The sequence below is a fragment of the Marinobacter mobilis genome, assembly GCF_900106945.1.
In the GTDB taxonomy this organism is placed as follows: domain Bacteria; phylum Pseudomonadota; class Gammaproteobacteria; order Pseudomonadales; family Oleiphilaceae; genus Marinobacter; species Marinobacter mobilis.
Genome location: NZ_FNNE01000010.1, coordinates 92,337 through 118,818, shown reverse-complemented (window position 1 = coordinate 118,818; position 26,482 = coordinate 92,337). Strand labels below are relative to the sequence as shown.

Sequence of the window (26,482 nt, the reverse complement as noted above, 5' to 3'; positions counted from 1 at the left end):
GCAGTTTTTATGATGCGAGGAACAACGTGATACACGATCAGGTACAAGACTATTACGGCAAGGTGCTGGAGAAATCTGACGACCTGCAGACTAATGCCTGCTGCACCGACGCCAACATGCCGGACTACCTAAAGCAGGTGGTCAGCAAGATCCATGACGAAGTGGTGATCCGCTACTATGGCTGTGGCCTGGTAGCGCCGCAGCACCTGGACGGCATGCGTATCCTCGATTTGGGCAGTGGCTCCGGTCGTGATGTCTATGCGTTGTCTGCCCTGGTCGGCGAATCCGGTGAAGTGGTTGGGGTCGACATGACCGACGAACAGCTGGAGGTAGCCCGCCGCCACGTCGATTACCACGCCGAGGCGTTTGGCTACGCAGCGCCCAACGTCCGCTTCCTCAAGGGCTACATTGAGAAGCTGGACGAGCTGGATCTGGAGCCGGGCAGCTTTGATATCATTGTCTCCAATTGTGTGATCAACCTCAGCCCGGACAAACCCGCGGTATTACGGGAAGCTTTTCGCCTGCTCAAGCCCGGCGGAGAGCTCTACTTCTCCGATGTCTACGCCGATCGACGCATTCCCGACGCGCTGGCTGCAGACCCGGTGTTGTACGGTGAATGCCTCAGCGGCGCCCTGTACTGGAACGACTTTGAAAACCTGGCGAAGGCTGCCGGCTTCGATGACCCGCGGCTGGTGGAAGACAGTCCGATCACCATCAACAATGCCAAGCAGGCCGCCAAAGTCGGGCCAATCCGCTTCTTCTCTGCCACTTACCGGCTGTTCAAGCTGGAGGGCCTGGAACCCGCCTGTGAAGATTACGGCCAGGCGGTGATCTACCGCGGTACCGTGCCTCACCATCCCCACAGCTTTGAGCTGGACAAGCACCACCACATCGCCACCGGCAAGGTGTTCCCGGTGTGCGGCAATACCTGGCGCATGCTTTACGACACCCGTTTCCGTGATCACTTCGAGTTCATCGGTGCGGGCAAGACCCACTATGGCCTGTTTGAAGGCTGTGGATCGGCGATGCCATTCGACAGCGGCGTGGCTGATAGCGGTGCCGAGGGCGGAGGCTGCTGCTGATGGCTGATCCAATGCAGTCCCGACAACGGGTGCTGTTCCTGTGTACCGGCAATTCCTGCCGCTCCCAGATGGCCGAGGGTCTGTTGCGTGCCCACCATGGGGATCGCTATGACGTGGTCAGTGCCGGTACCCGCCCGGTGGCGGTGAATCCCTGGGCGATCAGGGTCATGGCCGATGGGGGGTATGACATCTCCGGTCAGCGCTCTCAGTCACTGGATGAGTTCCACGGTGAAGGGATTGATGTTGTGGTCAGTGTTTGTGACGCCGCCAGTGGACTGTGTCCGGATTTTCCCGGCAGCACCCGCCTGCGCTGGAGCGTGCCCGATCCGGCGGACGCCCGTGGCAGTGATGAGCAGATTCTGGCCCGGTTCCGCTCGGTGCGGGAGGATCTGAGGCAGCGGATTGAAGCGGCCTTCGGGGCAACGGCCTAGGGCCGTTGTCGTTAGGCGGTCTGGAGACACCATGGCCCGATTACGCATACCCCCCCGTATTCAGATGATTTTCCGGTTGGCGCTCCAGAATGGCACGCCAGGGCGCGCCGCGCGCCTGGCGGCTGTGGTGGGAAGCCTTCTGGTGCTGATCAACCAGTGGGAAGCGGTCACGGGCAACGGGGCCATCGATTGGCTCAAACTTACCCTGACCTTTTGCGTCCCCTATCTGGTGTCCACCTACACCAGCGTAAGCAAGGACCTGTTCCTGCTCCGGGAGGCGGACAAGGCACGACAAACCGTTCACCAGGAAGCGGAATCGCCGGATAGCCCCGGCAACCCCATGTAACCTTTCGGCCTCAGCGGTGTCTATGGGTCAGGTGGTTCTTGAGACGGCGCAGGGCCGGAACACTCTGGCGGGAGGTGGCGAATGATGCGACTGTCCGGGCACTGGTTGCTGCCCATTCTGCTGCTGGTGAGCCTGTCAGCGGCGGCGCAGCAAAAAAATGGCTTTGACCTCAGCAACGCTCTGATCCCGGTGGATCAGATCCTCTCCGGAGGGCCACCCCGGGATGGTATTCCGTCCATTGATCAGCCGCGCTTTGAGCCAGCGGCCGAGGCCCGGCTGTGGCGGTCTGACGATATCGTGATGAGCTATGACGTCGCCGGCACCAGCTATGCCTACCCCATTGGTATCCTCAACTGGCACGAGATCGTCAATCATCGTTTTGACAGCGGACGGGTGCTGATTACCTTCTGCCCGCTGTGCGGTACCGGCATCGGCTTTGATCCGACGTCGGCGGGGCGTGATTTGACCTTCGGGGTATCTGGCTTGCTCTATAACAGCGATCTGCTGATGTATGACCACCAAACCGAGTCGTTGTGGTCTCAACTCGAGGGTCGTGCCGTGTCCGGCCCCCTGGCCGGCACCCGGTTAGTGCCGGTGCCGGTGCGCCATGAACGGTGGCAGAGCTGGCGCGAGCGGGTCGGTGATCAGGGCCGGGTGTTGTCCACTGATACTGGCCATACCCGCAATTATCGACGTTCTCCCTATGGCGACTACGACCACTCGGAGCGCATTTATTTTCCGGTTTCCCACAGCAGTCGCCTGTTCCACCCGAAGACCTGGGTGCTGGGGTGGCAGCACAACGGTGAAGCGAGGGCCTGGCCCTTTCCGGAACTGGCAGAAGCCGGTGCCGAGGTGGAGGACGAGATAGGCGGCTTGGCCGTGGTGATCCACTACGACGACTCGGTACCGTCAGCGGTGCTGACAACCACCGAGGGTGAGCCGCTGGCGGCGATCCGGGCGTTCTGGTTTGCCTGGTATACCTTCCACCCGGAAACCACCGTCTTCTCAGCGCCATAAATTTTCCAATTCACTGTAATACCCGGGTGCTTGCTGTGTCTCTTCAGTGAGCCGGTTATGTCGTGCCGGTCACGACAACCACTGTAAGGAGAGACTCATGTTCACAACCCAACCCCTTGGGCGGGCTATTCGCTCCGCCCATGACCATCAACGCACCACCTGGTGGTCCGCCGCCCTGGTCGCCCTGGTGATGGGTAGCGGCGGGGTGGCGCTGGCGGCCTGTTCGCCGTGCAACCCCTGTCGCGGCCGCTGCCGTGCCAGCCAGCAGTGTCGGGCCGGCGGTAATCCCTGTACCGCGAAGGCCGGCTGTTGCGCGGCCAATCCCTGTGCGGCTAATCCGTGTGCCAGCCGTAACCCGTGTGCCTCGAAAAATCCGTGCGCCACACGTTGTAATCCCTGCGCGAATTCAGGTTGTAACCCCTGTTCAGCGGCCGGGCGCTGCAGTGCTGCACCGAACCCCAGTGCCGCCAAGCGGGTCACCCGTCCGGCCAGTTATCAGCCCTATGAGGGCAATCCCTGCGCATTAATGGCCAAAGGGGAGGCCTTGTTTAACGACACCTCGCTGAGTAGCAATGGGCTGTCGTGTTCGTCCTGCCACAGTGGCGATGCAGGCTATAACGCGACCTTTGCGGTGGCTTATCCCCACTCGGTGGCGATGGCAAAAAATGTCTTTGGATTGGACTCGGTCTATCTGGATGAGATGGTGCAAATCTGCATGGTTCAGCCCATGGCGGCGGAGCCTCTGGATTGGAATGGTGAGGCGCTGGCGGCCCTGACCGCCTACATGGAGACCGTCCAGAACCGGGTGGCGGCCAACCCCTGTGCCCTGCAGGGAGGGGGATGCGGAGCCTGTAAGCCGTGCAACCCATGCAATCCCTGTGAACCGGCCAATCCCTGTGCGGGCAAGAACCCCTGTGCCGTCAAGGCGCCCACAGACACGGCCGCCCACGACCTGGTGGCCTGAGATGCGTCGCCTGGCCGGGGCAGGAATCCGGTCAGGCCGACAGGAGGCAAGACGATGAGTGCGTTGGAGATACCCCGGCTACACACCTTGCCCAGGCAACAGCTCGAACGCTGCCTGGCGGCGGCGGATGAGATCCTGGAATGTCATCGGGTACTGAAGAAGGGCGGCCTGAACGTGGTTGGCGAAGTCCTCAAAGGGCAAGGGGCGTTCTATGAGATGGATCACTACCCCAAGGATGATGTCTATGACCGGGACAGTCACAGCCAGTACTACTACCATGCCCACCGCGAGGATCATGATGAACACGGGCATTTTCACCTGTTTGTCCGCCACGGTGCGATGGGAGATCACCACCAACCGGTGCTGGGGCCGAAGGGCGAGGACCGGGTGGTCCATCTGGTGGCCATTGCCATGGATGCCTGGGGCTACCCTACGGAGTTGTTCGAGGTGAATCGCTGGGTAACCGATGAAAGCTGGCTACCGGCAGACCAGGTGATCGGTCTGCTCGATCAGTTCGAGATCGACCATGCGGCACCGAGTTGGCCAGTCAACCGTTGGATCACCGCCATGGTCCGTTGCTTCCGGCCGCAGATCGAGGCGCTGCTGAAACAGCGGGATCAGGTGATCGCTTCATACCGCGATGGCAGCCTGGCCGACGTGCTGGAAGACCGGCGGCTGGAAATCACCGGGAGTCTGCCCATTGACCTGGAATCCTGGCGCCAGTTGTTGCTGGAAACACTCGCGGTGCAGGCCTCTGCGCGAGTTGCGGAAACGGCCAGGTCGTAGGCTGGGCTGCGGACGGGATTACTCGCCGGGGTCGTCCCGATCTTTGCCGGCCAGGGCCTTGGCGATGTTCTCATCCAACCGGCGCAGATAGTCCGGATCCGGGGTCTGGCTGGAATGGGCCCGGATCAGTGCAGCGCTGTTGCGGAGGTTACCGATAAACGAACGGCAATTCCGGCACATCATCAGGTGTACCTTGACGGACAGCCGGTCCGTCGCGCCCAGTTCGCCATCCAGGTAATCGCTGGCAATGGTCGCCAGGTCTCGACACATTAACATTCGCCGGACTCCTGAAAGTGTTCAACCATGAGGAAGATTTTTTGCCGTGCCCGGTGCAGCAGGACCCTCAGGTTGGATGCGCTGACATCGAGAATGTTACACACTTCGTCGGAGTGGCGCTGATGGGCTTCGTACAGCATCAGTGCGGAGCGCTGAGCCTCCGGCAACCGGGACAGGTGCTTGTCGAGGCAGTCGCTCAGAGCGCCATTTTCCAGCAGCGCTTCGGCGGACTCACTGGTGGTCATCCTGGGAGGCACGGCCCAGCGGCCGTTGGGTTTGAAGCGGCTGGCGAGGTCCGGGTCGAGGGCTTCGCTGAAGTCGGTCGTCAGCTCGCGCTGACGGTGGCGCAGGGTGTTCTTGGCACGGTTGGCCACAATGCGATGGAGCCAGGTGCTCAGGCCTGAGCGGCCCTCGAAACCCTGGATGGCGGTCACCACCTTCGCCCAACAGTCCTGCACGATATCTTCCGCACTGCTATGGTCAGTGTAATAGCGGGCCACCGCCAACATGCCCGGGGTATAGCGCCTGACCGCCTCCCGATAGGCATCGGGGTCCCCGGCTTTCAACCGGGCAACCAGTCCTGCGTCCGGCTCCCGGGTCTCACGGATGTGCATTCCTTCTGCTCCTGCCCCTGATGGGCTTTCAGAGGCCGCCATGGGTGAAAAGTTCCGGTTTGTTGAGGGAAACGTTATAAATTTTTGAAAACCGGGCTGTAACATTCAGGATATGGCAGTGTCTATGCCCCACAATTCTTAGCGACAAGGTCCCGGATGGCCCCATGAATAGAAAGAAACTGATACTGATTGCCGTAATCGCCACTCTGGTAGGACTGTTCATCGCCTTTGACGGCCACACCGTGCTGACCCTGGATAACCTGCAACGCCATCAGGATAGCCTGCAACAGTGGATTGCCGCCAATACGGCGTTGGCGGTAGGCGGTTTTGTGTTGATCTACATAGCGGTGACCGCCCTGTCGCTGCCTGGGGCGGCTATCCTGACCCTGGCCGGGGGTGCCTTCTTCGGCAACCTCTACGGCCTGGCGGCAGTGTCGGTGGCGTCTACCGTGGGTGCCTCGCTGGCCTTTCTGGCGGCCCGCTTCCTGTTCCGAGACAGCCTCCGGGAACGCTACGCAGAGACCATCCGCCGAATGGATCAGGGCATCAAGAAGGATGGCGCCTTTTACCTGGCCACCCTGCGTCTGGTGCCGGTGTTCCCGTTCTTCCTGATCAATCTGGCCATGGGTCTGACCGCGATGAAGCTGCGCACCTACGCCGTTGTGAGCTGGCTGACCATGCTGCCGGGCACCTTTGTCTACGTGAATGCCGGAACCCAGCTGGCGCAGATTGAGGCGCTTGGGGACATCGTGTCGGCCGACGTGCTGGGTGCCTTTGCCCTGCTCGGCCTGTTCCCATTGATCGCCAAGGTTGTGATCGGCTTTGTCCGTCGCCGCCGGGTCTATCGTGGCTTCCAGAAGCCTGCGCAGTTCGACTACAACCTGTTGGTGATCGGCGGAGGCTCGGCGGGCCTGGTGTCCGCCTACATCGCCGCGGCGGTGAAAGCCAAGGTGGCATTGATTGAACGCGACAAGATGGGCGGTGACTGCCTCAACACCGGCTGTGTGCCATCCAAGGCGCTGATCAGGAGTGCCAGGGCTGCGGATACTCTGCGTCACGCAGATCGCTATGGTCTGGCGTCGGTGCCGGTGAAGGGCTCCTTCGCCAATATTATGGCCCGTGTAAAGCGGATTATCGCTGAAGTGGAGCCTCACGATTCTCCGGAACGGTACAGAAAATTGGGGGTGGACTGCATCCAGGGTGAGGCCCGATTCGTATCTCCCTGGGAGGTGGACGTGCAGACGGCTGACGGTCGTCGTCAGCGACTGACCGCGCGTAGCATCATTATTGCCAGCGGCGGTAAGCCGATGTTGCCGGCGATTCCGGGGCTTGAGGCCATGGATCCGCTGACCTCGGACACCCTGTGGCAGCTCGATGAGCAGCCTGAGCGGTTGTTGATTATCGGCGGTGGGCCCATCGGCTGTGAGCTGACTCAGGCCTTCAACCGGCTGGGGATCCCGGTGACTCAGGTCCAGCGTGGCGCAAGGTTGCTGCCCCGTGAAGACCAAGATGTGGCCGAGCTGATTCAGCAGCAGTTCGTCAGCGAAGGGGTGGACCTGAGACTGGAGCATGCCCCGATAGAATTTGTCGAGGAAGGCGGAAAACGGGTGTTGTATTGCGACCACCATGGCGAGCGGGTTGGTATTACTTTTGACCGGGTACTGGTCGCGGTGGGCCGTCAGGGCAATACCGCCAGTCTTAATCTGCAGGCCTTGGGCATTGAGCCTGCGGCAAACGGTACCGTGCCGGTGGAGGAGGACCTGAGTGTCCGATACCCCAATATTTTTGCCTGTGGCGATGTTGCCGGCCCCTATCAGTTCACGCACGCAGCGGCCCATCAGGCCTGGTATGCGGCAGTGAACGGGCTGTTCGGGCAATTCAGGCGTTTTCGGGTCGATTACCGGGTAATGCCGTGGGTGACCTTCACCGCGCCGGAAGTGGCCCGGGTCGGGCTGAGTGAGGAAGAAGCCAGGGCCAGGGGGGTGGCCTACGAAGTGACCCGTTACGGCATCGATGACCTGGATCGTGCCATCGCCGAGAGTGAGGCTCATGGCTTTATCAAGGTGCTGACCGTTCCGGGCAAGGACAGGATATTGGGCGCGGTGGTGGTCGGGAGCCGGGGTGGTGAAATACTCGCCGAGTTTACCCTGGCGATGAAACACGGCCTGGGGCTGAACAAGATTCTGGGCACCATTCACCCCTACCCGACCTGGAACGAGGCCGCTAAGTACGCTGCCGGCGAGTGGAAGCGGGCGCACGCCCCAGAGGCCATCCTCAGGCTGCTGGAGAAGCTGCATCGCTGGCGGCGGGGCGGAGCTGACGATCGGCGCCCGGCAGAAGCCGTGAGCGAAGCGGCGCATGAACCTGTGGCGCGGCGTGATATAAGCCAATAAACGGATCCAAGCGATGATGAGTGAGCGAACCAACGAGAGACACAGCGTGACCAGTGGGAGTGTGTATGCCAGTTAACGACAGTACGGCCCGGCTTATTCCGGCGCTGGAGATCATTGCTCCCCGGGCGGCGGACAGCTGGACCCACACCCGGGCTGGCGAGCCCCGGGGCTATATCGACTCGGATCAGATCCGGGAGTTGTGGTTTCACACCGGTACAGCCTGCAATCTGGCCTGTCCGTTTTGCCTGGAAGGCTCCCACCCCGGCGATAACCGGCTGGGGGCGATGAAGCTGGCGGACGCCAAACCGTTTATTGAGGAAGCCGTTGAATTGGGGGTGGGGCAATTTTCCTTTACCGGTGGTGAACCCTTCGTCATCCGTGATTTCGTCAATATTCTGGACTACGCCAGCCAGCACCGGCCCTGTTTCGTACTGACCAATGCTACCGACCCGCTACTGAAACGCCGTCACCAGATTCTGCCCCTGAAAAACAATCCCTACCCGATCCACTTCCGGGTGAGTCTGGACTATCCCGATCAGGCCCGGCACGACGCTGGCCGCGGCGACGGCAGTTTTGCCCAGGCGCTGGCAGGTATCCGCTGGTTGAAGGATGAAGGCTTTGTGGTGTCTGTGGCGCGTCAGAGTGACGAAGGCGAAGACCCGGCGGCGGTCGATGACGCGTTCCGGACGATCTTCCGTGACCATGGCATTCCGGAAGATCTGCCGTTTACCGCGTTCCCGGATCTCGGCACACCGGGTTCCGAGGATGGCAGTCCGGAGATTACTGAGACCTGCATGGAAAAGTACCCCAGCCGGGAAAGTCGGGCGCACTTCATGTGCAGTTATACCCGTATGCTGGTGAAGAAAGGCGACCAGGTCCGGGTCTATGCCTGCACGTTGGTGGACGATGATCCTGACTACGACCTGGGCGGAAGCCTTCGGGAGAGCCTGGATCAGCGCATCATGCTCCGCCACCACCGCTGCTTCGCCTGCTATCGCTTTGGTGCCAGCTGTGCCGAGCCGACCTGATATCGAAACCCAACGCCGCCGGAGGCTGACGAACCATGTCCATCACTGAAGCCAGTCTGTTCTGGGGATTCCTGGTAGTCTACGGGATTATCATGTACTGGCTGTCGCCGCGCAGCACGACGGCGGCCTCGTTTTACCGCGGCGCGGATGACAAAGGTAACCCGGTGAGTCAGTGGTCACTGACGGCCAGTATCTTTATCAGCTGGATCTTCGCCAAGTCGGTCACCAACGCTGCCAACCTTGGGGCGGCCTACGGTGTCGTCGGGGGCCTGGCTTACGCCACGTACTGGCTGTCGATCCCGGTGGCCGGTTACGTTATTTACCTGATCCGGACCCAGACCGGCGCCCGCAGCCTGCAGGAATTCCTGACCTCCCGTTTCGGCCGGCTGGCGGCTCTGAGTTTTGCGGCGGCGATCCTGATCCGGCTGTACAACGAGGTGTGGAGCAATACCGCCGTAGTGGGTGGCTATTTTGGCCAGCCCGGGCAGTGGCAGTATTACGGTGCCGCCATGCTGTTCACCTTCTTTACGCTGGCCTACAGCCTCAAGGGTGGCCTGCGCAGCTCCATTTTCACGGATGTGATCCAGGCGGTGGTGTTTGTGTTCTTCGTCGGTGCGGTGCTGTTCCTGGTCTTGCCCGCCAACGACAGCGGTGCCCTGCTCAGTACCGGTGAGTTCCGCCTGGAGGCGGGCATGGACCTGCTGCTGGTGGCGGGTCTGCAGATCTTCAGTTATCCCTTCCACGACCCTGTGTTGACTGACCGTGGCTTCGTCAACAAGGAAAAGGCCATGCTCAAGAGCTTTGTGGTTGCCGGCCTGCTGGGCTTTGTGGCGGTGTTCGTGTTCAGCCTGGTGGGTGTTCATGCCCAGCTCAATGGCATCGAAGCCATGGGCAATGCCCCGGCTGCCGTCGGCCAGTCTCTCGGGCTGACAGCCCTGTTCTTTATGAGTGTGGTGATGATGACCTCCGCCGGATCCACCCTCGACTCGACCTTCACCTCGCTGGCCAAGTCGCTGGCGGTTGACCTGCCGCGTCTGGCCCGGGGGGCGGTCGAAAAACTGCCCAGCCTGCGGCTGGGTGCGGTGGTGATGGTGGTGTTCGCCATTCTTGGTAATCTGCCGATGTTTGCCGGCACCGACATCCTCAAGGCCACAACCATCTCCGGCACCATGGTTATGGGGCTGGCGCCTGTGTTCCTGTTTTACGGGTTTGCTCAATGGTCGCCCTGGAGCTTCCACCTCAGTTTCTGGAGCGGCATCGCCCTTGGGGTGCTGCTGGCGGTCGGGCTGATTCCAGCGTCCTGGGCGATCGGTGAGGGCAACTATGCCTTGCTGCTTGGGGTCAACGCCTATGGCTTTCTGGTGTGCACAGCCGGGTTCTTCCTGCCCCTGCTGACCCGCCGCGTATTGGGGCGGGATGCGCAACCGGCACGGTCGGTGAACTGACGGTGAGCGGGCAGCCGGGGCGCAGTTGCCCGCTGGGCTATCGTTATCGGCCAGAGCAGCTGGCGGACACGGCCGAACGCTGGCCGGAGGATGTGCTGCTGGTGGCGGGGGGGCTGTATGGCAACCCTTTCGCTCTGGACGCGCTTGAGGCTATGGCGGCGGCCGAGCGTGCCAGGGGCCACCGGGTTCGGCTGTTGTTTAATGGCGATTTCAACTGGTTCAATGCAGAGCCGGAGCTGTTCCGCGACATCAATCGCCGGGTGCTGAGCCACGACGCCATGCTCGGCAACATCGAGTTCGAACTGGCGAACCCCAGTGACGCCGCTGGCTGTGGCTGCAGCTACCCGGCGTTTATCGATCAGGGGGTGGTGGAGCGCTCCAACCGGATCATGCGCAGGCTCCAGCAAGAGGCCGCCCAGACCCCCGAAATAGGTGAACACCTGGCGGCGCTTAAACGCTGGCGGTTCGGGATATTTGGTGGCCTAAATATTCTGGTGGTGCACGGTGATGGGGACTCCCTGGCGGGCTGGGGGTTGTCCCGGGAAGCGTTTGCGGCAGGCAACCATCCACAGGTCAGCGAATGGTTCGATCGGAGCGGGGCTGATGTCATTGTTTCGAGTCATACCTGCCTGCCGCTGTTGTGGTCTGGTGAGGCCGGCGGGAGGCCTTGCCTGGTAGCCAACAACGGCTCTGCCGGGATGGCGAATCTGGCCGGAGACCCCCGTGGATTGGTGGTAAGAATTTCATCAAAAACAGCAATTTATGATTCTGTTGCCCGTTGTTCGGCAGGGCCGGTGACGGTCGAGCTGGTGCCGCTGGCGTTTGATGTTGATCGTTGGTTGGCGCTGTTTGACCAGCTCTGGCCTAAGGGCTCGGAGGCGGCACTGAGTTACCGCCAGCGCATCGTCAACGGGCCCTCACTGGAGCCGAACAGGCTCGTGCTGTAACAAAAAAATCACCCTTCATAACGCCCTATAACTGTTCAAATTTTGCGCTTTTGCCCCGGGGTTGGGCAGCGCTCGCCTTGAAATATATTTCGTGGTCTATATAATTCAGCTCTAACGTTTTGAGATGATTTTATTATCACTATGACCACAGAAGGTTCGACTACCACCGCCATCACACTTCGCAAAGCTGCCAAGAGTGATGGCTTCCGGCTCCACCAGCTGGTGGCCCAATGCCCCCCGCTGGATCCCAACTCCATGTACTGCAATCTGCTGCAGTGCACCCACTTTGCCGACACCTGTGTCGCTGCCGAGCTCGCTGGCGAACTGGTGGGGTTTATCTCCGGTTACATTCCGCCCCAGCAGCCCGACACCCTGTTTGTCTGGCAAGTGGCTGTCCATGAGAAAGGTCGTGGACAGGGTCTGGCCAAGCGCATGCTCAAGGACATCGTATCCCGTGAGGTTTGCAGGGACGTGACGCACCTGGAAACCACGATTACCAAGGATAACGAAGCCTCCTGGGCGTTGTTCCGCTCTTTCGCCCGTGACCTGGGCGCCGGCCTCGAATTCAACGAGCACTTTGAGAAAGCGGCCCATTTTGGCGGTCTGCACGATTCTGAGTTTCTGCTGCGAATCGGCCCCTTCTCTCAGCCTGTCACCTGAGAAGCTGGCAGTCCGCTGAGGTCGGGCTGTCATCAAGGCTTCAACTCACGTGCGACACGCTAGTCGCGACCGAAACCGATCAGCGCACGCACATTCACCTCGAACCTAACATGCTAAGAGGCAAGACAATGGACATTTTCAAGTCAACCGAATCCGAAGTACGCGTTTATTCACGGGCTTTCCCGATGGTGTTCAATCGCGCCAAAAACGCCCATCTCTACTCGGAAGACGGCAAGGAATATCTCGACTTCCTGGCCGGTGCCGGTTCACTGAACTACGGCCACAACAATGACATCCTCAAGAAGGCGCTGCTCGAGTACATCGAGAGTGACGGTATCAGCCAGGGGCTGGACCTGTTCACCACCGCCAAGCAGGATTTCATTGAGGCGTACAAGAAGTACATCCTTGACCCCCGCGGTCTGGACTACAAGATGCAGTTCACCGGCCCCACTGGTACCAATTGTGTGGAAGCAGCCATGAAGCTGGCCCGCAAGGTGAAAGGTCGGACCGGCATCATTTCGTTCACTAACGGTTTCCACGGCGTGTCCCTGGGCGCTGTTGCAGCTACTGGTAACAAGGGCCACCGCGGTGGTGCCGGCCAGCCCCTGAACAACGTGACCTTCATGCCTTACGACGGTTACTTCGGTGACAACGTCGATACCCTGGCCATGATGGACAAACTGCTGGCGGACAACTCCTCCGGTATCGACCTGCCGGCAGCGGTTATCGTTGAAGCCGTTCAGGGTGAAGGTGGTCTGAACGCTGCCCGCGCCGAATGGCTGCAAGGCCTGGAGAAGCTGTGCAAGAAGCACGACATCCTGCTGATCCTGGATGACATCCAGGCGGGTAACGGCCGTACCGGAGAGTTCTTCAGCTTTGAATTCGCCGGTATCAAGCCCGACATTGTGACCGCGTCCAAGTCCTTGAGCGGTTATGGTTTGCCAATGGCTGTGGTGCTGTTCAAGCCGGAGCTGGACATCTGGAACCCGGGTGAGCACAACGGTACCTTCCGTGGCAACAACATGGCCTTCATCACCGCCCGTACCGCGGTTGAGACTTACTGGAAGGACGACGCCTTCGCCAATGAGGTGAAGAAGAAGACGGAAGTTCTGGGTAACGGCCTGCAGGCGATCGCCAGCAAGTACGGTAGCGATTTCTACCTCAAGGGCCGTGGCCTGATGCGCGGTATCGCCTGCCCGAACGGCGAACTGGCGGACAAGATCACCTCGCTGGCTTTTGAGAAGGGCCTGATCATCGAGACCAGTGGTCCCAATGACGAAGTGATCAAGTGCCTGATGCCGCTGACCACCAGTGAAGCGGATCTGAAGAAAGGCACGGACATCCTTGCCAAGTGTTTTGAGGAAGTCCTGAGCGAAAGTCTGAGTAAGGCGTCGTAACGCCAAGGAAGATATACGACCATGACGAGTCAATTACATACAGTTGAGAAGATCGGCGGCACGTCGATGACCAACTATGAGGCCGTGCGGGACAATGTCATTCTTGCGGGCCGCAGCGAACATGAGCTGTACCAGCGGATCTTTGTGGTTTCCGCCTACGGTGGTGTCACTAATGAGCTGCTGGAACACAAGAAAACCGGTGAGCCGGGGGTGTATGCCCTGTTCGCCGATGCGGAATCGGATTGGGCCTGGGGTGATGACCTCACCAAACTGGTCCAGTTCCTGACCGATATCAATGGTGAGCTGTTCGAAGACCCGATGCTGAAAAATCAGGCTGATCAGTTCATTACCGATCGCATTGAAGGCGTGCGCGGTTGCCTGATCGATCTGCAGCGGCTGTGTTCCTACGGCCAGTTCCAGCTCGAAGAGCACCTGCTCACCGTACGGGAAATGCTGGCCGGAATCGGTGAGGCCCACAGCGCCTTCAACACCGCGCTGAAACTGCAACAGGAAGGCATCAATGCCCGCTTTGTTGACCTCACCGGGTGGCGCGACAGCGAACTTTTGCCGCTGGACGAGAAGCTGAGGCAGGCGTTCGAGAGTGTTGACCTGAGCCGTGAGCTGCCCATCGTGACCGGATACGCCCAGTGCAAGGAAGGCCTGATGCGAACCTTTGACCGGGGTTACAGCGAGATGACCTTCAGCCGGGTGGCGGTGATCACCGAGGCCCGGGAAGCCATTATCCACAAGGAATACCACCTCAGCTCCGCCGACCCCAATATCGTCGGTGGAGACAAGGTGGTTCCCCTGGGCCGGACCAACTACGACGTGGCTGACCAGTTAGCCAACCTGGGGATGGAAGCCATCCACCCTCGCGCCGGTAAAGGCCTGCGTCAGAACGAGATCCCGCTGCGGGTAATGAACACCTTCGAGCCGGAGCATACCGGGACCCTGATCACGCCCGACTACGTGAGCGAGAAGCCCCAGGTGGAAATCATTGCCGGTGCCAAGGGCGTATTTGCGATTGAGGTGTTCGACCAGGACATGCAGGGTGAGCCGGGCTCCGATCGTAAGATCCTCGATACCCTGAGCCGTTTCAAGGTGCGCTTCGTGTCGAAGGACACCAACGCCAACACCATTACCCATTACGTGGACAGTACCCTGAAACACGTCAAGCGGGTGGTAAAGGCGCTGGAAGAAGTTTTCCCGAATGCGGAAATCAGCACCCGCAAGGTGGCGCTGGTATCGGCCATCGGCTCCGACATGAAGGTGCCGGGTATTCTTGCCCGAACCGTCAAGGCGTTGGCCGATGCTGAAATCAGTGTGCTGGCCATCAACCAGTGCATGCGCCAGGTGGACATCCAGTTTGTGGTGGATGAGGACGCTTACGACCGCTCCATCTCCGCCCTGCACGCGGCCCTGATTGAACCCCATAACCACGAGTACGCCATCGTCGCGGCGTAACCGTGTCAACGAATTGCCTGGCAGCGAGACCGGTCGCCTTGCTGCCGGGCAATGGAGGACGTCTTGCCTCCTGATCGGGGCATCCGGGAAACCGGATGTCCTGATCACCCTTTCCTGGCCTTTCCCTTCTACCCCTGTGTGAATCGATCACGCCATCTACCGGAGGCGCACGCCAGTGACCGGCGCAGGTTCGCGATGACGGAGGCTCCCGGATTCAGGGCGCCAGTTCGCGGCACGCCTGGTGGGCGGGGCAACCGATCAGGTGATCGTTGACCATGCCGGTGGCCTGCATGAAGGCGTACACGATGGTCGGGCCGACGAAGTTGAACCCGGCCTTTTTAAGGGCTTTGGACATGGCTTCTGCTTGCGGGGTGGTCACCGGCACCTCGGCGAGCGTGCGCCACTGGTTCTGGATCGGCTGCCCCTCGACAAAAGACCACAGAAACTCGCTGAACGATTCCCCACGGTCGCGAAATTCCAGAAATCCCCGTGCATTACGGATGATCGACTCGACCTTGAGGCGATTGCGAATGATGCCGGGGTTGGCCAGCAATTCGGCCTTCTTCTCGTCGTCATAGCGTACGATTTTCTCAGCGTCGAACTGATCGTAGGCGTCCTGGTAGCTGTGTTGCTTGCGCAGGATAGTGATCCAGCTCAGGCCGGCCTGCTGGCCATCGAGACAGAGCTTCTCGAACAGATCCTGATCGTGGTAGCTGGGCCGGCCCCAGACAGTGTCGTGGTAGTTCACGTAGAGAGGGTCGGTGCCGCACCAGGGGCAGCGGCCGGGGTCGGACGTGGTCATAGGTGGCATTCTCCGGCCTGGGCGATGGTGTTGTGGAAGTGCCAGTGTACGGGATTCTCCGTGACAGTTTCAGCCGCCAGCAAGCCTTCGATGTGACCGCCCGCGAGCAGCGCAGAGGCCGGCGGCGAGGGATGCCCACCGTGATAGACCACCGCTATTGTGAATCCCGCCATGGTACCGACCGAGGCCTGCCAGTCGTTGCTGGGTTGATCGCCCAGCAGGTGGCCATCGGCCAGCACTTCCAGGGTTTGCAGGTTGCCGGCAATGCCACGACCGGTGGCCTTGAGCCAGGCCTCTTTGAGCGTCCACACCCGCAGAAAATCCTCCAGCCGGTCATTGGCCAGCAGCCAGTGTTGTTCGCGCTCGGTGAACCAGCGCCGAACCACCTTGTGCCACTGGCTGTGACGGCTGTTGGGTTCGATGTCGATGCCAACGCCACTGGCGGTGGAGGTGGCGCAGGCTACCAGGCCATGGCTGTGGCTCAGCGACAGCGACCAGCCCGGCGGGGTGCTGGATGCCACCGGCCGGTCCGCTACCGGACGGCAGTCTGCCACCGGGTGTCCGGAAGCTCCGGCCAGGGCCTGGCGAATCAGCCAGCGGCTGTGAACAAAGTCATTCAGGCTGGTCTGGTGCAACCCCTCAGCACGGGCCTGCTCACTCGCACTGAGCCAGTCTGGCGGCTCCGGTGTGGTGGAGGCCTCGCAGTGGCTGAGCCAGATGGCGATGGTCGCTTCAGGGTTGCAGTCGTTGGATGAGCCAGCCATCGTCCTGCCTCAGGTATTCAAACCGATCGTGCAGGCGGCTGGGCCGTCCCTGCCAGAATTCTATGCGTTCGGGTACGACCCGGTAGCCGCCCCAGAAACTGGGTAAAGGAACGTCGCCCTGGCTGAAACGACGTTTGATCTCGGCGACTTTCTGTTCCAGCAGGCCGCGGGAGGTAATGACCTTGCTTTGTTCCGATACCCAGGCCCCGATCTGGCTGCCACGGGGACGGGACGAAAAATAGCGTAGCGACTCGGCTTTGCTGACCTTCTCAACCGGGCCCTGAATGATCACTTGTCGGTTGAGGCCAATCCACGGGAACAGCAAGGCTGCTTTCGGGTTCTGGTCGATTTCCCCGGCCTTGCGACTGCCGTAATTGGTGTAGAAGACAAAACCCTTGTCATCGAAGTATTTGAGCAGCACGGTGCGGAGGTCCGGTTGGCTGTCGCTGCCAGCGGTGGCCAGGGACATGGCATTGGGCTCAAGGATGCCGGCCTCGCGGGCATCATGGAACCAGTGCTCGAACTGGCGGATGGGGCTGTCGTCGAGGTGATCGCGGTCGAGACCTTCACTCTCGAATTCACGGCGCATATCGCCTATATCCATGGATTCGGTCCTTTGCGGATACTTGCGGATTGAGGAGGTTTCGGACTTATTCCTGATCTCCGGACATAGTACGATTGTATCTGCTTTCAGGTGCTTGTGGGGCCTGGCGTCCCGTTCGGGATAGGTCGGACGGAGAATAGACTCTGTCCTGAAGGCAATAGAACATTGATGCAGGCCGGCAAATGGGAGTCAGCGGTGGCAAAGCAAGGCGAAGAAAGTCAGGGTGATGTACAGCCGGGTTCGGCAAAGGCAAAGCAGGACACAGTAAAGGCCGTATACAAACGGGGTTGGTTCTGGGCAGCGCTGGTGGTGGTGTTGTATGCCCTTGCGGGTTTTGCCGGACTGCCCTGGTGGCTGGAGCGGAATCTGCCGACCCAGGCCCAGCAGTACATGGGCTGGCAGACCACGGTGGAGAACATTTCGGTCAATCCGTTTGCGATGACCGTGGAGGTGACCGGGCTGGCGGCTCAGGATGCCAATGCCGAGCCGGTGCTGGCCTTTGACCGTTTCTATGTGGATCTGGGTTTCTGGCAGCTGGTCACCGGCGTGGTGGCGTTCGACACCATCGAGCTGGTGGAGCCCAACATCCGGCTCGATCTGCTGGAAGATTATAACGTCAACTTTGCCCGTGACTGGCAGGCGCATAACCCGGTGGTGGATGAGCCTGACGCGGCCCCTGCGGAACCCGAGGAAGCCGGTAGCGGACCGAAAATCTATCTTGGCAAGCTGCAGATTTCCGGTGGTGAACTGATGTTCCGGGACTTCAGTATGGCGCAGCCGGAGAGTTTCAGTATTTCTCCGCTGGATTTCGGCATCAGTGATCTGGCGACCTATTCCCGTGATGGCAGCAACAGCAACTACAGCCTGGAGGGCGCGCTGGGTGAGAAGACCACCTTCTCCTGGGCGGGCAGCCTGAGTGTAAGCCCTCTCCATTCCAGCGGCCACCTGCGTATAGCGGATATCGATTCCGCAATCATCGCCCATTTTATCCAGGAAGTGATGCCGTATTCCCTGCAGAGCGGTAGCGTTACCCTGGAATCCGACTACGAATTGCTTGGTGGTGATGGCATCTCACTGATTACCCGCGACGGCACGTTGGGCATCAGGGCACTGGCGCTGGCTATTGCCGGCGACGATGATACACCGCAGTTATCGATCAACCGTGTTGATGTGTCTGGCATCAATTTCAGCTTGCGTGAACATTATGCCGGGATCGCGAAGGTGGCGGTCGACGGCTTGCAGGTGTCAGCGGTCAAGGGTGCCGATGGCGAACTCAACTGGCTGCGACCTTTGGCCGCCGCAACACCATCGGCCGCTGAAGCGGACGGTGAGGCTGGTACTGGCGATGGTGCCGGCTTCCGCTGGTCAGTGGACGAAATTGCGGTCAGTGGCAGCCAGGTCCAGTGGCGGGACGAACAGCTGGACACCCCGGTGGATCTGGCCTTGCAGGGCATTGATCTGAGCATCGGTAAACTCAGCCAGCAGTTTGAGGAGCCTGTGCCTTATGAGCTGGCGGCGAATCTGGTGGCTGGCGGTAACCTCCGGGCCCGCGGTCAGGCAACCCTGGTGCCGTTTACCCTGGAAACCGCGTTGTCGGCCAATGAGGTGGTGTTGGGCCAGTTTGAACCTTATGTGCAGATGGCCACCAATCTGGTCATTCGTGATGGCCGGCTGACCGTGGACGGCGAGCTGGATCTGGACGGGCAGAAGGACCCCATGACCGGCACCTTTAGCGGCACCGGTGAGCTTAAGGCATTGGACCTGGGGCTGAAAGACGATGACGAGCCCCTGCTGGGCTGGCAGACCCTGCAGCTGGCGCCAATCGAGTACAACCTGTCACCGGCGCGGCTGGAAATCGGTACCGTCACGCTGTCTGCCCCGAGAGTCCAGGTCACCAAGAATGAGGACGGTGACGAGAATGTGAGCCGGATTGCCAGGGTTGGGGAAGCCTCCGCGGCCCCTGAAGAGGGCGAGGCTGAGGACGGTGGCGAGCCAGGTATGATTTTCCGCATTGGGGAATTCGTGCTGCAGGATGGCGCGGTGTCCTACACCGATCGCAATATTACGCCGACCTTCGCGACCCGGGTGCATGAACTCAACGGAACCGTGACCGGGCTGAGTAACATTGCGCCACAACAGGGCAGCGTGGCCATCAAGGGCCGGATCGGTGAACTTGGCCGGGTTGATTTTGGCGGCTCCCTGGGGGCACTTGGCGGTGAAGACACGACCGAACTCAAGCTTGATTTGAGCCAGTTGTCGTTGCCGACCCTGAGTCCCTATTTCGGGCGCTATGTCGGCTACAACGTTGACAGTGGCAAGCTCAATCTGGATCTCACTTATCAGATCACCGGAGAGCACATCAAGGCGGAGAATCTGGTGATCCTTGACCAGCTCGAGCTGGGCCAGGAAGTGGACAGCGAGGATGCGGTCAATGCGCCTGTGGAGCTGGGGCTGGCCTTGTTGCGGGATCGTGATGGTGTGATTGAAGTGGACCTGCCGGTGGAAGGCGACCTGAACGATCCCGAGTTCCGGGTGGGCCGGGTGGTGGCGCGGGCGTTCGTCAACCTGCTGGTCAAGGCGGCCGCCTCGCCCTTCAGCATGCTGGGATCAATGGCTGAACTGGCCGGCTTGTCTGCTGAAGAGCTGGGCACGGTCTATTTCGAAGCCGGTAGTGAGGATCTGGTGGCCGGCGAAGAGGAAAAGCTGAGTGCGCTGGCCCAGGCCCTGCAGGAACGTAGCGAACTGGTGCTGAACATCCGCGGTGCCGTGTCCCAGGAGCTGGACGGACTGGTGTTGAAACAGCAGGTGCTGGCGCGGCGTATCGGGTTGAATGGCGAGCTGGTGACCTCAGAGCGAATTGACCGGCTTGAAGGGGAATACCGTCGGGTCAATGGCAGCGATGCTCTGGAGGTCATGCGGAGTGAACAGGGAGACAACCCTCAGGACTGGGAAATTGCACTGGTAAAAGCACTGACCCAGGATCTCAACCTGCCGCCGGAAGCCTTTGGCAACCTGGCTTTGGCTCGGGGTCAGGGGCTGCAGCGCCAGTTGCTGCAGCAGTACGAGATTCCGCCTGACCAGCTGTTCCTGCGGGATCCCCAGCTGAATGCCTCCGGCAATGAGGACGGCGAGGTGGCCGTGCAATTCACCCTCGACGCGCGTTCATAGGGGCATTCGCGATGACGCAAAAGCCGCTGAGCCACTTTTTTGCCTACATTTCCCGCCTGCGCTGGATCAAGCGCTGGGGCCTGATGCGCAATGCCATCGAGGAGAACGTCGCCACCCATTCCTGGGAGGTGGCCACCCTGGCCCATGCCCTGGCGTTGATTCGCAACCGCCACTTCGGCGGTTCGGTGGACGTTGACCGCATCGCCACGGCTGCGTTGTACCACGATGCCACCGAGGTGATCACCGGCGACATGCCAACGCCGGTGAAATACCACTCGAAGGTGATGCGGGAAGTATTCGGGGATATCGAGCACAAGGCCCAGCATGAGCTGTTGGGACTACTGCCGGATGCGTTGCAGGAGGATTTTGCGCCCTACCTGAGCGAGGCCCTCTGGTGTCGGGAAACCCGGGAATTGGTCAAGGCCGCAGACCGCTTGTCGGCCCTGCTCAAGTGCCGGGCCGAAATCCAGGCCGGTAACGGCGAGTTCGAGCCAGCCGCGAAGCAGATCTATCATCGCCTGCAGCAGGAAAACCTGCCGGAAGTGCAGTACTTTCTGGAGGTGTTTGCCCCCGGATACCAGCAGCCGCTGGATCATCTGCTGGAGCAGCCGCACTAGAGTGCGGCTGCCAGCATCCGGTCTGTTATTGCGTTCAGGCGCCGGCGGCGGAGCCACCGACCATACCGCCACGGAGGCCGTCTTTGCGCAACAGGTTGCGGGCGGCATCTTCCGGGCTGCCGGCCAGTTCGCGGAACATGCCCATGGACCCGAGCAGCGCTGACGACTCGTAGGGCACGAACACCCGCTCGCCGTCTTTCGCCATGGTGGGCAGGGCCTTGATGTAGCTCTGTCCCAGCAGGTAACCAATAACAGCCTGTTTGTTGTCTTCGGAGTCGCCCATGGCGCTGAGGACCAGACGAATGGACTCCTGCTCACCCTGGGCACGAAGGATGGCAGACTCCTTGTCGCCCTGGGCGTTGAGGATGGCGGATTCGCGCTGGCCCTGGGCCATGGCGATGGCGGCCGCCTTTTCACCTTCAGCCTCAGTCACGGTGGCCCGACGCTTACGCTCAGCGGCCATCTGCAGGCGCATGGCCTCTTCCACTTCCTCCGGCATGCTGATGTCCTGGACTTCCACGCGGGTCAGTTTGACCCCCCACTTGGACGCGGGTTCTTCCATTTCGGACTGGATCGCGTTGTTGACCTCACTGCGGGACTCAAACAGTTTGTCGAGTTCCATCTTGCCCACCACGGAACGCAGTGTGGTCTTCGCCAGTACCTCCACCGCCTGACTCATGTTCGCTACTTCGTATACCGCGCGGCGGGGGTCAATAATCTGGTAATAAAGCGCACCGTTAATGGAGACGGTCACGTTGTCGGTGGTGACAACCGGCTGACCGGGGAAGTCCATGACCGTTTCCCGGCGATCGATGCGTACTTCGTCGCTGACCACGGGGTGGTAGTCCTGCCCCATCTTGACGTAGCGGATCATGGTGATGGGCCGGGCCTGCTCAATGAATGGGATGATGATATTGATGCCGCTTTCCAGCACCCGGTTGAATGAGCCCAGGCGCTCAATCACCATGACTTCTGACTGGCGAACGATCACCACGCCCTTGGCAATGATGAAAATGCCGACGGCCATGAAAATCAGGCTGATGATAAGGCTGGGACTGATCAGGGATTCCATGCTTATTGCTCCTTGCTTGGGTTGACGCAATGGACCACGGCTGTGGTGCCATCGAATGTGTCGAACACGACTTCAGTGCCTTCCGGCAGGTCGGTGAGATTGTCGGGGGTTACCCGCAGGCGGTAGAAGTCGCCATTAATCTTGATGCCGCTGGCACCATCGTAATCCCGTTTGAGGGTGCGGTAGCGCTGCCCGGATTCGACGCCGGTGCCGGTGGTGCCGTACGCCACACCCCTGGGGGAAAAGCGGGGTTTGATCCAGCGAATGGCCACCGGGACCAGAATGCCGGAGAACACCCCCATGGCCACGAGTTGCCATTCAAAGGGCGCATCGAGGTACGCCACGATGGCTGTCAGCGCGGCAGCGATGCCCAGCGCCAGCAGTAACAGGACGCCCGACGCCAGTTCGGCCAGGCTCAGCACCAGGGCCAGAATCAACCAGAGATGGGTAAGACTCCATTCCATAAACAGTTCCGCCAGGTTGTGAAAACATCAAAAAACCGATTGTAACCAATGGGGTTGCTGCCGTCCCGTGAAACCCGTCGGGATTGCGGACTGACCGAAACGTCCGAAGCCGCCGAGATTTGCTGCCATAGGCCGGTTTGGCCGAGATGATACAGTGAATGAAATTAGAGTAATTGCTCTGCCAACTTACGAGCCGAACAACAAGAGGTCACGGTCTATGAAAGAGTTGAACAACAAGGTTGCAGTGGTTACCGGCGCAGGTTCCGGTATCGGTCGTGCCCTGGCCCATTTGCTGGCGGCTCGTGGCTGTCGGTTGGCACTGTCTGATGTCAACGAGGCCGGACTCAAGGAAGCCGCAGCAAGCTGCGGGGCCAGTGAGGTTCGCACCTACCTGCTGGATGTGTCGGATCGTGATGCCATTTACGCCCACGCCGACGAGGTCGCCAAGGACTTCGGTCAGGTCAACCTGATCATCAACAATGCCGGTGTTGCCCTGTCGGCGTCGGTACGTGAAATGACCGATGAAGACTTCAAGTGGATCATGGACATCGATTTCTGGGGCGTTGCCCATGGAACCCGCGCGTTCCTGCCTCACCTGATTGCCTCTGGCGACGGCCATGTGGTGAACGTGTCCAGTGTTTTTGGCCTGATTGGCGTTCCCAAGCAGAGTGCCTACAACGCGGCCAAGTTCGCCGTGCGGGGCTTTACCGAAGCGTTGCGTCAGGAAATGCAGCTCGAGGGCCAGCCGGTGGCTGTGAGTTGTGTCCATCCCGGTGGTATTCGCACCAACATTGCCAACGCCGCCCGCATGGGTGTTTCAGAGAACGCCGATGCCCAGCGCAAGGGCTTCGACAAGTTGGCCATGACCACGCCGGAGAAAGCCGCGGAAACCATCATCAGAGGTATTCTGCGTGACGAGTCCCGTATCCTGGTAGGGCCGGATGCCTGGGGGATCGATGCCCTCAACCGTCTGCTGGGTGCCGCTTACCAGCCGCTGGTCGCCCGTTTCTCACGCAAGAACCTGTACAACTGATAGCAGGCCCCTGTGGGGGCGTCGGCTGAGCCCCTGAATGGCGTCTGACGTCGTTCCAGGGGCTCATCGTCCGACCGAACAGTTTTACTCTCTGGTCCAAGAACTTATACTGGCGCTATCGCTTGGACCAAACTGTCATGACCGCACCGCGCCAAACCTACCCCGCTGGAACTTCTGTCCACTACCGTCCTGGATTGAGTGACAGCCACCGCCGATTACTGGCGCGCTGGCTCTATATTGTCACGGCGGTGTCACTGGTCCCCTTTGCCCTGCTGCAGATTGCCAACGGCCACACCACCCTCGCCTTTGCCGAACTGGTCGCCTCGGCGCTGCTGGCCATCGGCTTCTGGCGGCTCGGGCACAGCCGTTATCTGCAACGCTGGATCTATGGTTACCTGATTCCGCTGTTCACCTTCTTCAATATCATCATCATTGTACCCGAGGCCTCGATCTCGGCGTCGATCTGGGTGCTGATGATGCCGGTGCTGTCATATCTGTTGCTTGGCAAGCGTCAGGGGCTGCTGTTGTGTTTGCCGTTTATGATCGGCGGCTGTCTGGGCTACCTGTATTTTCTCGACAGTATCCACTCTGCCCGCAGTGCCATCGATTTTCTCAATCTGCTGCTCGGTTCAACGCTGATGCTGCTGTTTATTCACCTCTATGAGCAGCGTCGGGAAGAAACCCGTCAGCGCCTGGTCAATATGGCCCAGACCGACCCCCTCACCGGGCTGGTCAATCGAAACCGCTTCCACGAACTACTGGCCCGCACCATCGCCGAGTGCCGCCGCAGCAACATTCCCTATGCCCTGGTGGTGCTTGATCTCGACCGCTTCAAGCAGGTGAACGACACCTTTGGCCATGATGCCGGTGACCGTCTGTTGCGCCTGGTCAGTCGGGCCCTGACCGAACGCCTGCGTGGTACCGACACCGTCGGCCGGCTGGGTGGTGAGGAATTTGGTCTGCTGTTGCGGGATGTGGCTCCGGACGACACGGTCCAATTGATTGAAGAGGTGCGGGAGCGTATCGCCGAGACCCGTCTGAGTTACCGCGGCGACGACATTGCGGTCACCGCATCGTTCGGCATTGCCCACTCCGCCAGGGACGGTCACCAGGCCGATACCCTGTTCCGTATCGCTGACCGGCGCCTGTACCAAGGCAAGCGCGGAGGGCGGAATGTGGTTGAGAGTGGTGACAACCCTGCCGTTGAAGCCACGCCAAGCAAGGATGTTGCCGATGTGTGAGCTGTTGGCGATGAGTGCCAATACCCCCACTGATTTGTGTTTCAGCTTTACCGGTCTCACCCGGCGCGGTGGCGACACGGGCCCGCACCGTGATGGCTGGGGCGTGGCTTTCTACGAAGGTAAGGGCGTGCGGGCATTCCACGAATCCGGTGCCAGTGCGAGTTCCCGCATAGCCGAGGTGGTGCAGACTCACCCCATCAAGAGCGAAGTGGCAATCTGCCACATCCGTCAGGCCAATGTCGGTTCGATCTGCCTGGCCAACACCCACCCCTTTATCCGGGAACTGTGGGGCCAGTATTGGACGTTTGCCCATAACGGCCAGTTGGAGGGTTTCCGGGCCGAGCCAGGATTTTATGAGCCGGTCGGCGATACCGACAGCGAGCAGGTGTTCTGCGACCTGCTTAACCGGATGCGGGCGCAGGGCCAGCGTAGCGACTCCCTGGAGGGGCTCAGTGAACGGCTGGTGAAATTGTCCGAGGGCTACGCCAGGCGGGGGGTGTTCAATCTGCTGCTGAGCAATGGTGACTGGCTGTTTACCTTCTGTACCACCAAGATGGCCAGCATTACCCGGCGCGCACCGTTCGGGCCGGCCCGGCTCAAAGACGCCGATGTGATCGTTGATTTCGAGGCTGAAACCACCGCCAATGACATTGTCAGTGTCATTGTCACCGAGCCGCTGACCACCGACGAGCGCTGGGAACTGTACCAGCCCGGGGAGTGGCGGTTGTGGCGCAAGGGCGAGGTTATGGCCTCGGGTGTGGTCGGGGTGCCGGATTATCCGCGCCCACCCACAGACTGACGGGGTGGGCCGTCAGGCTAATGAAGAAGGACAGCCGGGGCTGTCCTTCTTTCGGTGCGCCGGAGCAATTACTGCAGGGTACGACGGTTGCCGGTCTTGAACTGGGGCGCGATTTTCTCACTGACCTGGGCCTTGAAGCGCTCGATCAGCTCGCTGTTGTTGTGATCCCAGGGGTGGAAGCCCGGCTTGAAGTATTCCAGCCAGGTGGGGATCAGGCTTGAGAACGTGCCGTCTTTGCCCCACATCCGCCACAGGCTCTTGGCGCTGTCCTTCAGACTGAACCCTTTCGGGTCCTTGAGCATCATCTGGGCGGTAAAGGCAGACGCGACAACCCCCAGCATCGCCGTGGAGAACGCCAGGTAGAAGGTGCGTTCAGCGTAGCTGCCACCTACTTGCTGGAAGACATCAAAAGTTACCGCCTTGTGCTCGGTTTCTTCGATGGCGTGCCATACCCAGAGCGTGCGCATGGACTCGTGCATGTCTTCGCGGACATCGTTGCGCTCCAGCAGCATGTCAGCCAGCATGGCCGTCAGGTGCTCTAGGCCGCAGGTGATGGCAAGCTGATGGCGCTTGGGCAGCTTCTTGGCAATGCCCAGAATCACACTGAGTTGCTTCTCCAGCTCTTCCACCGGCATGCCCTGATCGCGGACATGCTGGTTCATGGTCATATGTTCCAGCGAATGCATGGCTTCCTGGCCAATGAAACCGCGCACTTCTTCCTTCATTTTCGGATCGGTGATCTGGTCGCGGAAATAACGGACCGAATCCACAAAGAACTGCTCTCCCTGGGGAAACAGTACCGACAGGGCATTCATTGTGTGGCTGATAAAGTAGCTGTTATCGAGCCAGTAACGGGGCGTCTTCTCACTAAACTCAAAGCCCATGCGCTGGGGTTTGATGGTAACGTTGTCCGGTGTACGGGTCTTGACGGTTTGGGTACGACCTGTTGTCGGCATGATGGAACTCCTGTCCTGGGCGCTTTATAGATATTTTTTGGTTTGATGGATGCGCGCTGTGGTTATGGTTCCAGTGTGTCGGGGATGCTGGCCAGAAAACAGACGAAAACAG

26 protein-coding genes are annotated in these 26,482 nt (G+C 60.3%); 18 read left to right on the top strand and 8 right to left on the bottom strand.

The window, feature by feature from the left end; genetic code table 11:
• Positions 1 to 26: 26 nt before the first annotated feature.
• The 6 genes from BLV11_RS15470 (at position 27) to BLV11_RS15445 (ending at position 4,626) form a co-directional block, all read left to right on the top strand.
• A complete protein-coding gene (locus tag BLV11_RS15470) occupies positions 27 to 1,082 on the top strand; it encodes a methyltransferase domain-containing protein (protein ID WP_245725953.1) in 1,056 nt (351 codons plus the stop codon).
• On the top strand, positions 1,082 to 1,513 hold the full coding sequence (locus tag BLV11_RS15465) for an arsenate reductase ArsC (protein ID WP_217634548.1): 432 nt from the start codon (positions 1,082 to 1,084) through the stop codon (positions 1,511 to 1,513). Before BLV11_RS15470 ends, BLV11_RS15465 begins: the two co-directional genes overlap by 1 nt.
• Before the next feature lie 31 nt (positions 1,514 to 1,544).
• Positions 1,545 to 1,859, top strand: a complete 315-nt coding sequence (gene nrtS, locus BLV11_RS15460) for a nitrate/nitrite transporter NrtS (protein ID WP_175528304.1) — start codon at positions 1,545 to 1,547, stop codon at positions 1,857 to 1,859.
• Positions 1,860 to 1,940: 81 nt separating this feature from the next.
• Positions 1,941 to 2,876 (top strand): DUF3179 domain-containing protein, encoded by a 936-nt coding sequence (locus BLV11_RS15455; RefSeq protein WP_245725952.1) that lies wholly within the window; start codon positions 1,941 to 1,943, stop codon positions 2,874 to 2,876.
• 97 nt (positions 2,877 to 2,973) lie between these two features.
• Positions 2,974 to 3,840 carry a cytochrome-c peroxidase gene (locus BLV11_RS15450; protein WP_217634547.1) on the top strand — a complete coding sequence of 289 codons (867 nt, stop codon included), beginning with the start codon at positions 2,974 to 2,976 and terminating at the stop codon, positions 3,838 to 3,840.
• 54 nt (positions 3,841 to 3,894) lie between these two features.
• Complete coding sequence (locus tag BLV11_RS15445; protein ID WP_175528303.1) at positions 3,895 to 4,626, top strand: DUF6969 family protein; 732 nt, start codon at positions 3,895 to 3,897, stop codon at positions 4,624 to 4,626.
• An 18-nt stretch (positions 4,627 to 4,644) separates the two neighbouring features.
• On the opposite strand, the gene BLV11_RS15440 is transcribed toward BLV11_RS15445, so the two are convergent.
• Together BLV11_RS15440 and BLV11_RS15435 are read right to left on the bottom strand one after the other, a co-directional pair.
• On the bottom strand, positions 4,645 to 4,902 hold the full coding sequence (locus BLV11_RS15440) for a zf-HC2 domain-containing protein (RefSeq protein ID WP_091812270.1): 258 nt from the start codon (positions 4,900 to 4,902) through the stop codon (positions 4,645 to 4,647).
• Positions 4,896 to 5,516 carry an RNA polymerase sigma factor gene (locus tag BLV11_RS15435; protein ID WP_091812269.1) on the bottom strand — a complete coding sequence of 207 codons (621 nt, stop codon included), beginning with the start codon at positions 5,514 to 5,516 and terminating at the stop codon, positions 4,896 to 4,898. Before BLV11_RS15435 ends, BLV11_RS15440 begins: the two co-directional genes overlap by 7 nt.
• Before the next feature lie 164 nt (positions 5,517 to 5,680).
• On the opposite strand from BLV11_RS15435, the gene BLV11_RS15430 reads away from it, so the two are divergent.
• The 7 genes from BLV11_RS15430 (at position 5,681) to BLV11_RS15400 (ending at position 14,850) form a co-directional block, all read left to right on the top strand.
• Positions 5,681 to 7,909: an FAD-dependent oxidoreductase gene (locus tag BLV11_RS15430; protein ID WP_091812268.1), complete on the top strand. Its 2,229-nt coding sequence runs from the start codon at positions 5,681 to 5,683 to the stop codon at positions 7,907 to 7,909.
• Positions 7,910 to 7,974: 65 nt separating this feature from the next.
• On the top strand, positions 7,975 to 8,937 hold the full coding sequence (locus tag BLV11_RS15425; protein ID WP_091816550.1) for a radical SAM protein: 963 nt from the start codon (positions 7,975 to 7,977) through the stop codon (positions 8,935 to 8,937).
• Between the two features lie 35 nt (positions 8,938 to 8,972).
• The gene (locus BLV11_RS15420) at positions 8,973 to 10,382 is read left to right on the top strand and encodes an SLC5/6 family protein (protein ID WP_091816547.1); all 1,410 of its coding nucleotides are present in this window, start codon (positions 8,973 to 8,975) and stop codon (positions 10,380 to 10,382) included.
• Between the two features lie 2 nt (positions 10,383 to 10,384).
• Positions 10,385 to 11,329: a hypothetical protein gene (locus BLV11_RS15415; RefSeq protein ID WP_091816544.1), complete on the top strand. Its 945-nt coding sequence runs from the start codon at positions 10,385 to 10,387 to the stop codon at positions 11,327 to 11,329.
• 141 nt (positions 11,330 to 11,470) lie between these two features.
• Positions 11,471 to 11,989, top strand: coding sequence for a diaminobutyrate acetyltransferase (gene ectA / locus BLV11_RS15410; RefSeq protein ID WP_091816542.1), 519 nt, complete (start codon positions 11,471 to 11,473; stop codon positions 11,987 to 11,989).
• A 128-nt stretch (positions 11,990 to 12,117) separates the two neighbouring features.
• Positions 12,118 to 13,386 carry a diaminobutyrate--2-oxoglutarate transaminase gene (gene ectB, locus BLV11_RS15405; RefSeq protein WP_091816539.1) on the top strand — a complete coding sequence of 423 codons (1,269 nt, stop codon included), beginning with the start codon at positions 12,118 to 12,120 and terminating at the stop codon, positions 13,384 to 13,386.
• Positions 13,387 to 13,407: 21 nt separating this feature from the next.
• The gene (locus tag BLV11_RS15400; protein ID WP_091816535.1) at positions 13,408 to 14,850 is read left to right on the top strand and encodes an aspartate kinase; all 1,443 of its coding nucleotides are present in this window, start codon (positions 13,408 to 13,410) and stop codon (positions 14,848 to 14,850) included.
• Between the two features lie 214 nt (positions 14,851 to 15,064).
• On the opposite strand, the gene BLV11_RS15395 is transcribed toward BLV11_RS15400, so the two are convergent.
• From BLV11_RS15395 to pdxH, 3 genes are read right to left on the bottom strand one after another with little or no spacing between them, the layout of a single operon-like run.
• A complete protein-coding gene (locus BLV11_RS15395) occupies positions 15,065 to 15,652 on the bottom strand; it encodes a DNA-3-methyladenine glycosylase I (protein ID WP_091816533.1) in 588 nt (195 codons plus the stop codon).
• Positions 15,649 to 16,416 carry a 4'-phosphopantetheinyl transferase family protein gene (locus tag BLV11_RS15390; RefSeq protein WP_091816530.1) on the bottom strand — a complete coding sequence of 256 codons (768 nt, stop codon included), beginning with the start codon at positions 16,414 to 16,416 and terminating at the stop codon, positions 15,649 to 15,651. Before BLV11_RS15390 ends, BLV11_RS15395 begins: the two co-directional genes overlap by 4 nt.
• The gene (pdxH, locus tag BLV11_RS15385; RefSeq protein WP_091816525.1) at positions 16,385 to 17,020 is read right to left on the bottom strand and encodes a pyridoxamine 5'-phosphate oxidase; all 636 of its coding nucleotides are present in this window, start codon (positions 17,018 to 17,020) and stop codon (positions 16,385 to 16,387) included. The genes BLV11_RS15390 and pdxH overlap by 32 nt, the downstream gene beginning before the upstream one ends.
• Positions 17,021 to 17,215: 195 nt before the next feature.
• Between pdxH and BLV11_RS15380 the strand changes: the two genes are divergently transcribed.
• Both BLV11_RS15380 and yfbR read left to right on the top strand, forming a co-directional pair.
• Positions 17,216 to 20,188 carry a DUF748 domain-containing protein gene (locus BLV11_RS15380; protein WP_245726053.1) on the top strand — a complete coding sequence of 991 codons (2,973 nt, stop codon included), beginning with the start codon at positions 17,216 to 17,218 and terminating at the stop codon, positions 20,186 to 20,188.
• 11 nt (positions 20,189 to 20,199) lie between these two features.
• Positions 20,200 to 20,805: a 5'-deoxynucleotidase gene (yfbR, locus tag BLV11_RS15375; RefSeq protein ID WP_091816517.1), complete on the top strand. Its 606-nt coding sequence runs from the start codon at positions 20,200 to 20,202 to the stop codon at positions 20,803 to 20,805.
• Positions 20,806 to 20,839: 34 nt separating this feature from the next.
• Here the strand turns inward: yfbR and BLV11_RS15370 are convergent, their stop codons facing one another.
• Positions 20,840 to 21,877 carry an SPFH domain-containing protein gene (locus BLV11_RS15370; RefSeq protein WP_091816514.1) on the bottom strand — a complete coding sequence of 346 codons (1,038 nt, stop codon included), beginning with the start codon at positions 21,875 to 21,877 and terminating at the stop codon, positions 20,840 to 20,842.
• Positions 21,878 to 21,879: 2 nt separating this feature from the next.
• The gene (locus BLV11_RS15365) at positions 21,880 to 22,341 is read right to left on the bottom strand and encodes an NfeD family protein (protein ID WP_091816510.1); all 462 of its coding nucleotides are present in this window, start codon (positions 22,339 to 22,341) and stop codon (positions 21,880 to 21,882) included.
• A gap of 217 nt (positions 22,342 to 22,558) precedes the next feature.
• On the opposite strand from BLV11_RS15365, the gene BLV11_RS15360 reads away from it, so the two are divergent.
• The 3 genes from BLV11_RS15360 to BLV11_RS15350 all read left to right on the top strand — a co-directional run bounded on the left by BLV11_RS15360 (position 22,559) and on the right by BLV11_RS15350 (position 25,414).
• The gene (locus BLV11_RS15360; protein WP_091816506.1) at positions 22,559 to 23,374 is read left to right on the top strand and encodes an SDR family NAD(P)-dependent oxidoreductase; all 816 of its coding nucleotides are present in this window, start codon (positions 22,559 to 22,561) and stop codon (positions 23,372 to 23,374) included.
• Between the two features lie 137 nt (positions 23,375 to 23,511).
• Positions 23,512 to 24,615, top strand: a complete 1,104-nt coding sequence (locus tag BLV11_RS15355) for a GGDEF domain-containing protein (RefSeq protein WP_091816503.1) — start codon at positions 23,512 to 23,514, stop codon at positions 24,613 to 24,615.
• On the top strand, positions 24,608 to 25,414 hold the full coding sequence (locus BLV11_RS15350; protein ID WP_091816500.1) for a class II glutamine amidotransferase: 807 nt from the start codon (positions 24,608 to 24,610) through the stop codon (positions 25,412 to 25,414). The genes BLV11_RS15355 and BLV11_RS15350 overlap by 8 nt, the downstream gene beginning before the upstream one ends.
• 68 nt (positions 25,415 to 25,482) lie before the next feature.
• Here the strand turns inward: BLV11_RS15350 and BLV11_RS15345 are convergent, their stop codons facing one another.
• On the bottom strand, positions 25,483 to 26,370 hold the full coding sequence (locus BLV11_RS15345; RefSeq protein ID WP_091816496.1) for a metal-dependent hydrolase: 888 nt from the start codon (positions 26,368 to 26,370) through the stop codon (positions 25,483 to 25,485).
• Positions 26,371 to 26,482 lie beyond the last annotated feature (112 nt).

What these genes read in the sequence shown, in the direction of transcription:
- BLV11_RS15390 (WP_091816530.1), bottom strand. Translation starts at nt 16,416, where the DNA reads ATGGCTGGCTCATCCAACGACTGCAACCCTGAAGCGACCATCGCCATC.
- BLV11_RS15430 (WP_091812268.1), top strand. Translation starts at nt 5,681, where the DNA reads ATGAATAGAAAGAAACTGATACTGATTGCCGTAATCGCCACTCTGGTA.
- BLV11_RS15400 (WP_091816535.1), top strand. Translation starts at nt 13,408, where the DNA reads ATGACGAGTCAATTACATACAGTTGAGAAGATCGGCGGCACGTCGATG.
- BLV11_RS15355 (WP_091816503.1), top strand. Translation starts at nt 23,512, where the DNA reads ATGACCGCACCGCGCCAAACCTACCCCGCTGGAACTTCTGTCCACTAC.
- BLV11_RS15350 (WP_091816500.1), top strand. Translation starts at nt 24,608, where the DNA reads ATGTGTGAGCTGTTGGCGATGAGTGCCAATACCCCCACTGATTTGTGT.
- BLV11_RS15450 (WP_217634547.1), top strand. Translation starts at nt 2,974, where the DNA reads ATGTTCACAACCCAACCCCTTGGGCGGGCTATTCGCTCCGCCCATGAC.
- BLV11_RS15455 (WP_245725952.1), top strand. Translation starts at nt 1,941, where the DNA reads ATGATGCGACTGTCCGGGCACTGGTTGCTGCCCATTCTGCTGCTGGTG.
- nrtS (WP_175528304.1), top strand. Translation starts at nt 1,545, where the DNA reads ATGGCCCGATTACGCATACCCCCCCGTATTCAGATGATTTTCCGGTTG.
- BLV11_RS15445 (WP_175528303.1), top strand. Translation starts at nt 3,895, where the DNA reads ATGAGTGCGTTGGAGATACCCCGGCTACACACCTTGCCCAGGCAACAG.
- BLV11_RS15360 (WP_091816506.1), top strand. Translation starts at nt 22,559, where the DNA reads ATGAAAGAGTTGAACAACAAGGTTGCAGTGGTTACCGGCGCAGGTTCC.
- BLV11_RS15420 (WP_091816547.1), top strand. Translation starts at nt 8,973, where the DNA reads ATGTCCATCACTGAAGCCAGTCTGTTCTGGGGATTCCTGGTAGTCTAC.
- ectA (WP_091816542.1), top strand. Translation starts at nt 11,471, where the DNA reads ATGACCACAGAAGGTTCGACTACCACCGCCATCACACTTCGCAAAGCT.
- BLV11_RS15435 (WP_091812269.1), bottom strand. Translation starts at nt 5,516, where the DNA reads ATGCACATCCGTGAGACCCGGGAGCCGGACGCAGGACTGGTTGCCCGG.
- BLV11_RS15345 (WP_091816496.1), bottom strand. Translation starts at nt 26,370, where the DNA reads ATGCCGACAACAGGTCGTACCCAAACCGTCAAGACCCGTACACCGGAC.
- pdxH (WP_091816525.1), bottom strand. Translation starts at nt 17,020, where the DNA reads ATGGATATAGGCGATATGCGCCGTGAATTCGAGAGTGAAGGTCTCGAC.
- BLV11_RS15370 (WP_091816514.1), bottom strand. Translation starts at nt 21,877, where the DNA reads ATGGAATCCCTGATCAGTCCCAGCCTTATCATCAGCCTGATTTTCATG.
- ectB (WP_091816539.1), top strand. Translation starts at nt 12,118, where the DNA reads ATGGACATTTTCAAGTCAACCGAATCCGAAGTACGCGTTTATTCACGG.
- BLV11_RS15465 (WP_217634548.1), top strand. Translation starts at nt 1,082, where the DNA reads ATGGCTGATCCAATGCAGTCCCGACAACGGGTGCTGTTCCTGTGTACC.
- BLV11_RS15425 (WP_091816550.1), top strand. Translation starts at nt 7,975, where the DNA reads ATGCCAGTTAACGACAGTACGGCCCGGCTTATTCCGGCGCTGGAGATC.
- yfbR (WP_091816517.1), top strand. Translation starts at nt 20,200, where the DNA reads ATGACGCAAAAGCCGCTGAGCCACTTTTTTGCCTACATTTCCCGCCTG.
- BLV11_RS15365 (WP_091816510.1), bottom strand. Translation starts at nt 22,341, where the DNA reads ATGGAATGGAGTCTTACCCATCTCTGGTTGATTCTGGCCCTGGTGCTG.
- BLV11_RS15440 (WP_091812270.1), bottom strand. Translation starts at nt 4,902, where the DNA reads ATGTTAATGTGTCGAGACCTGGCGACCATTGCCAGCGATTACCTGGAT.
- BLV11_RS15395 (WP_091816533.1), bottom strand. Translation starts at nt 15,652, where the DNA reads ATGACCACGTCCGACCCCGGCCGCTGCCCCTGGTGCGGCACCGACCCT.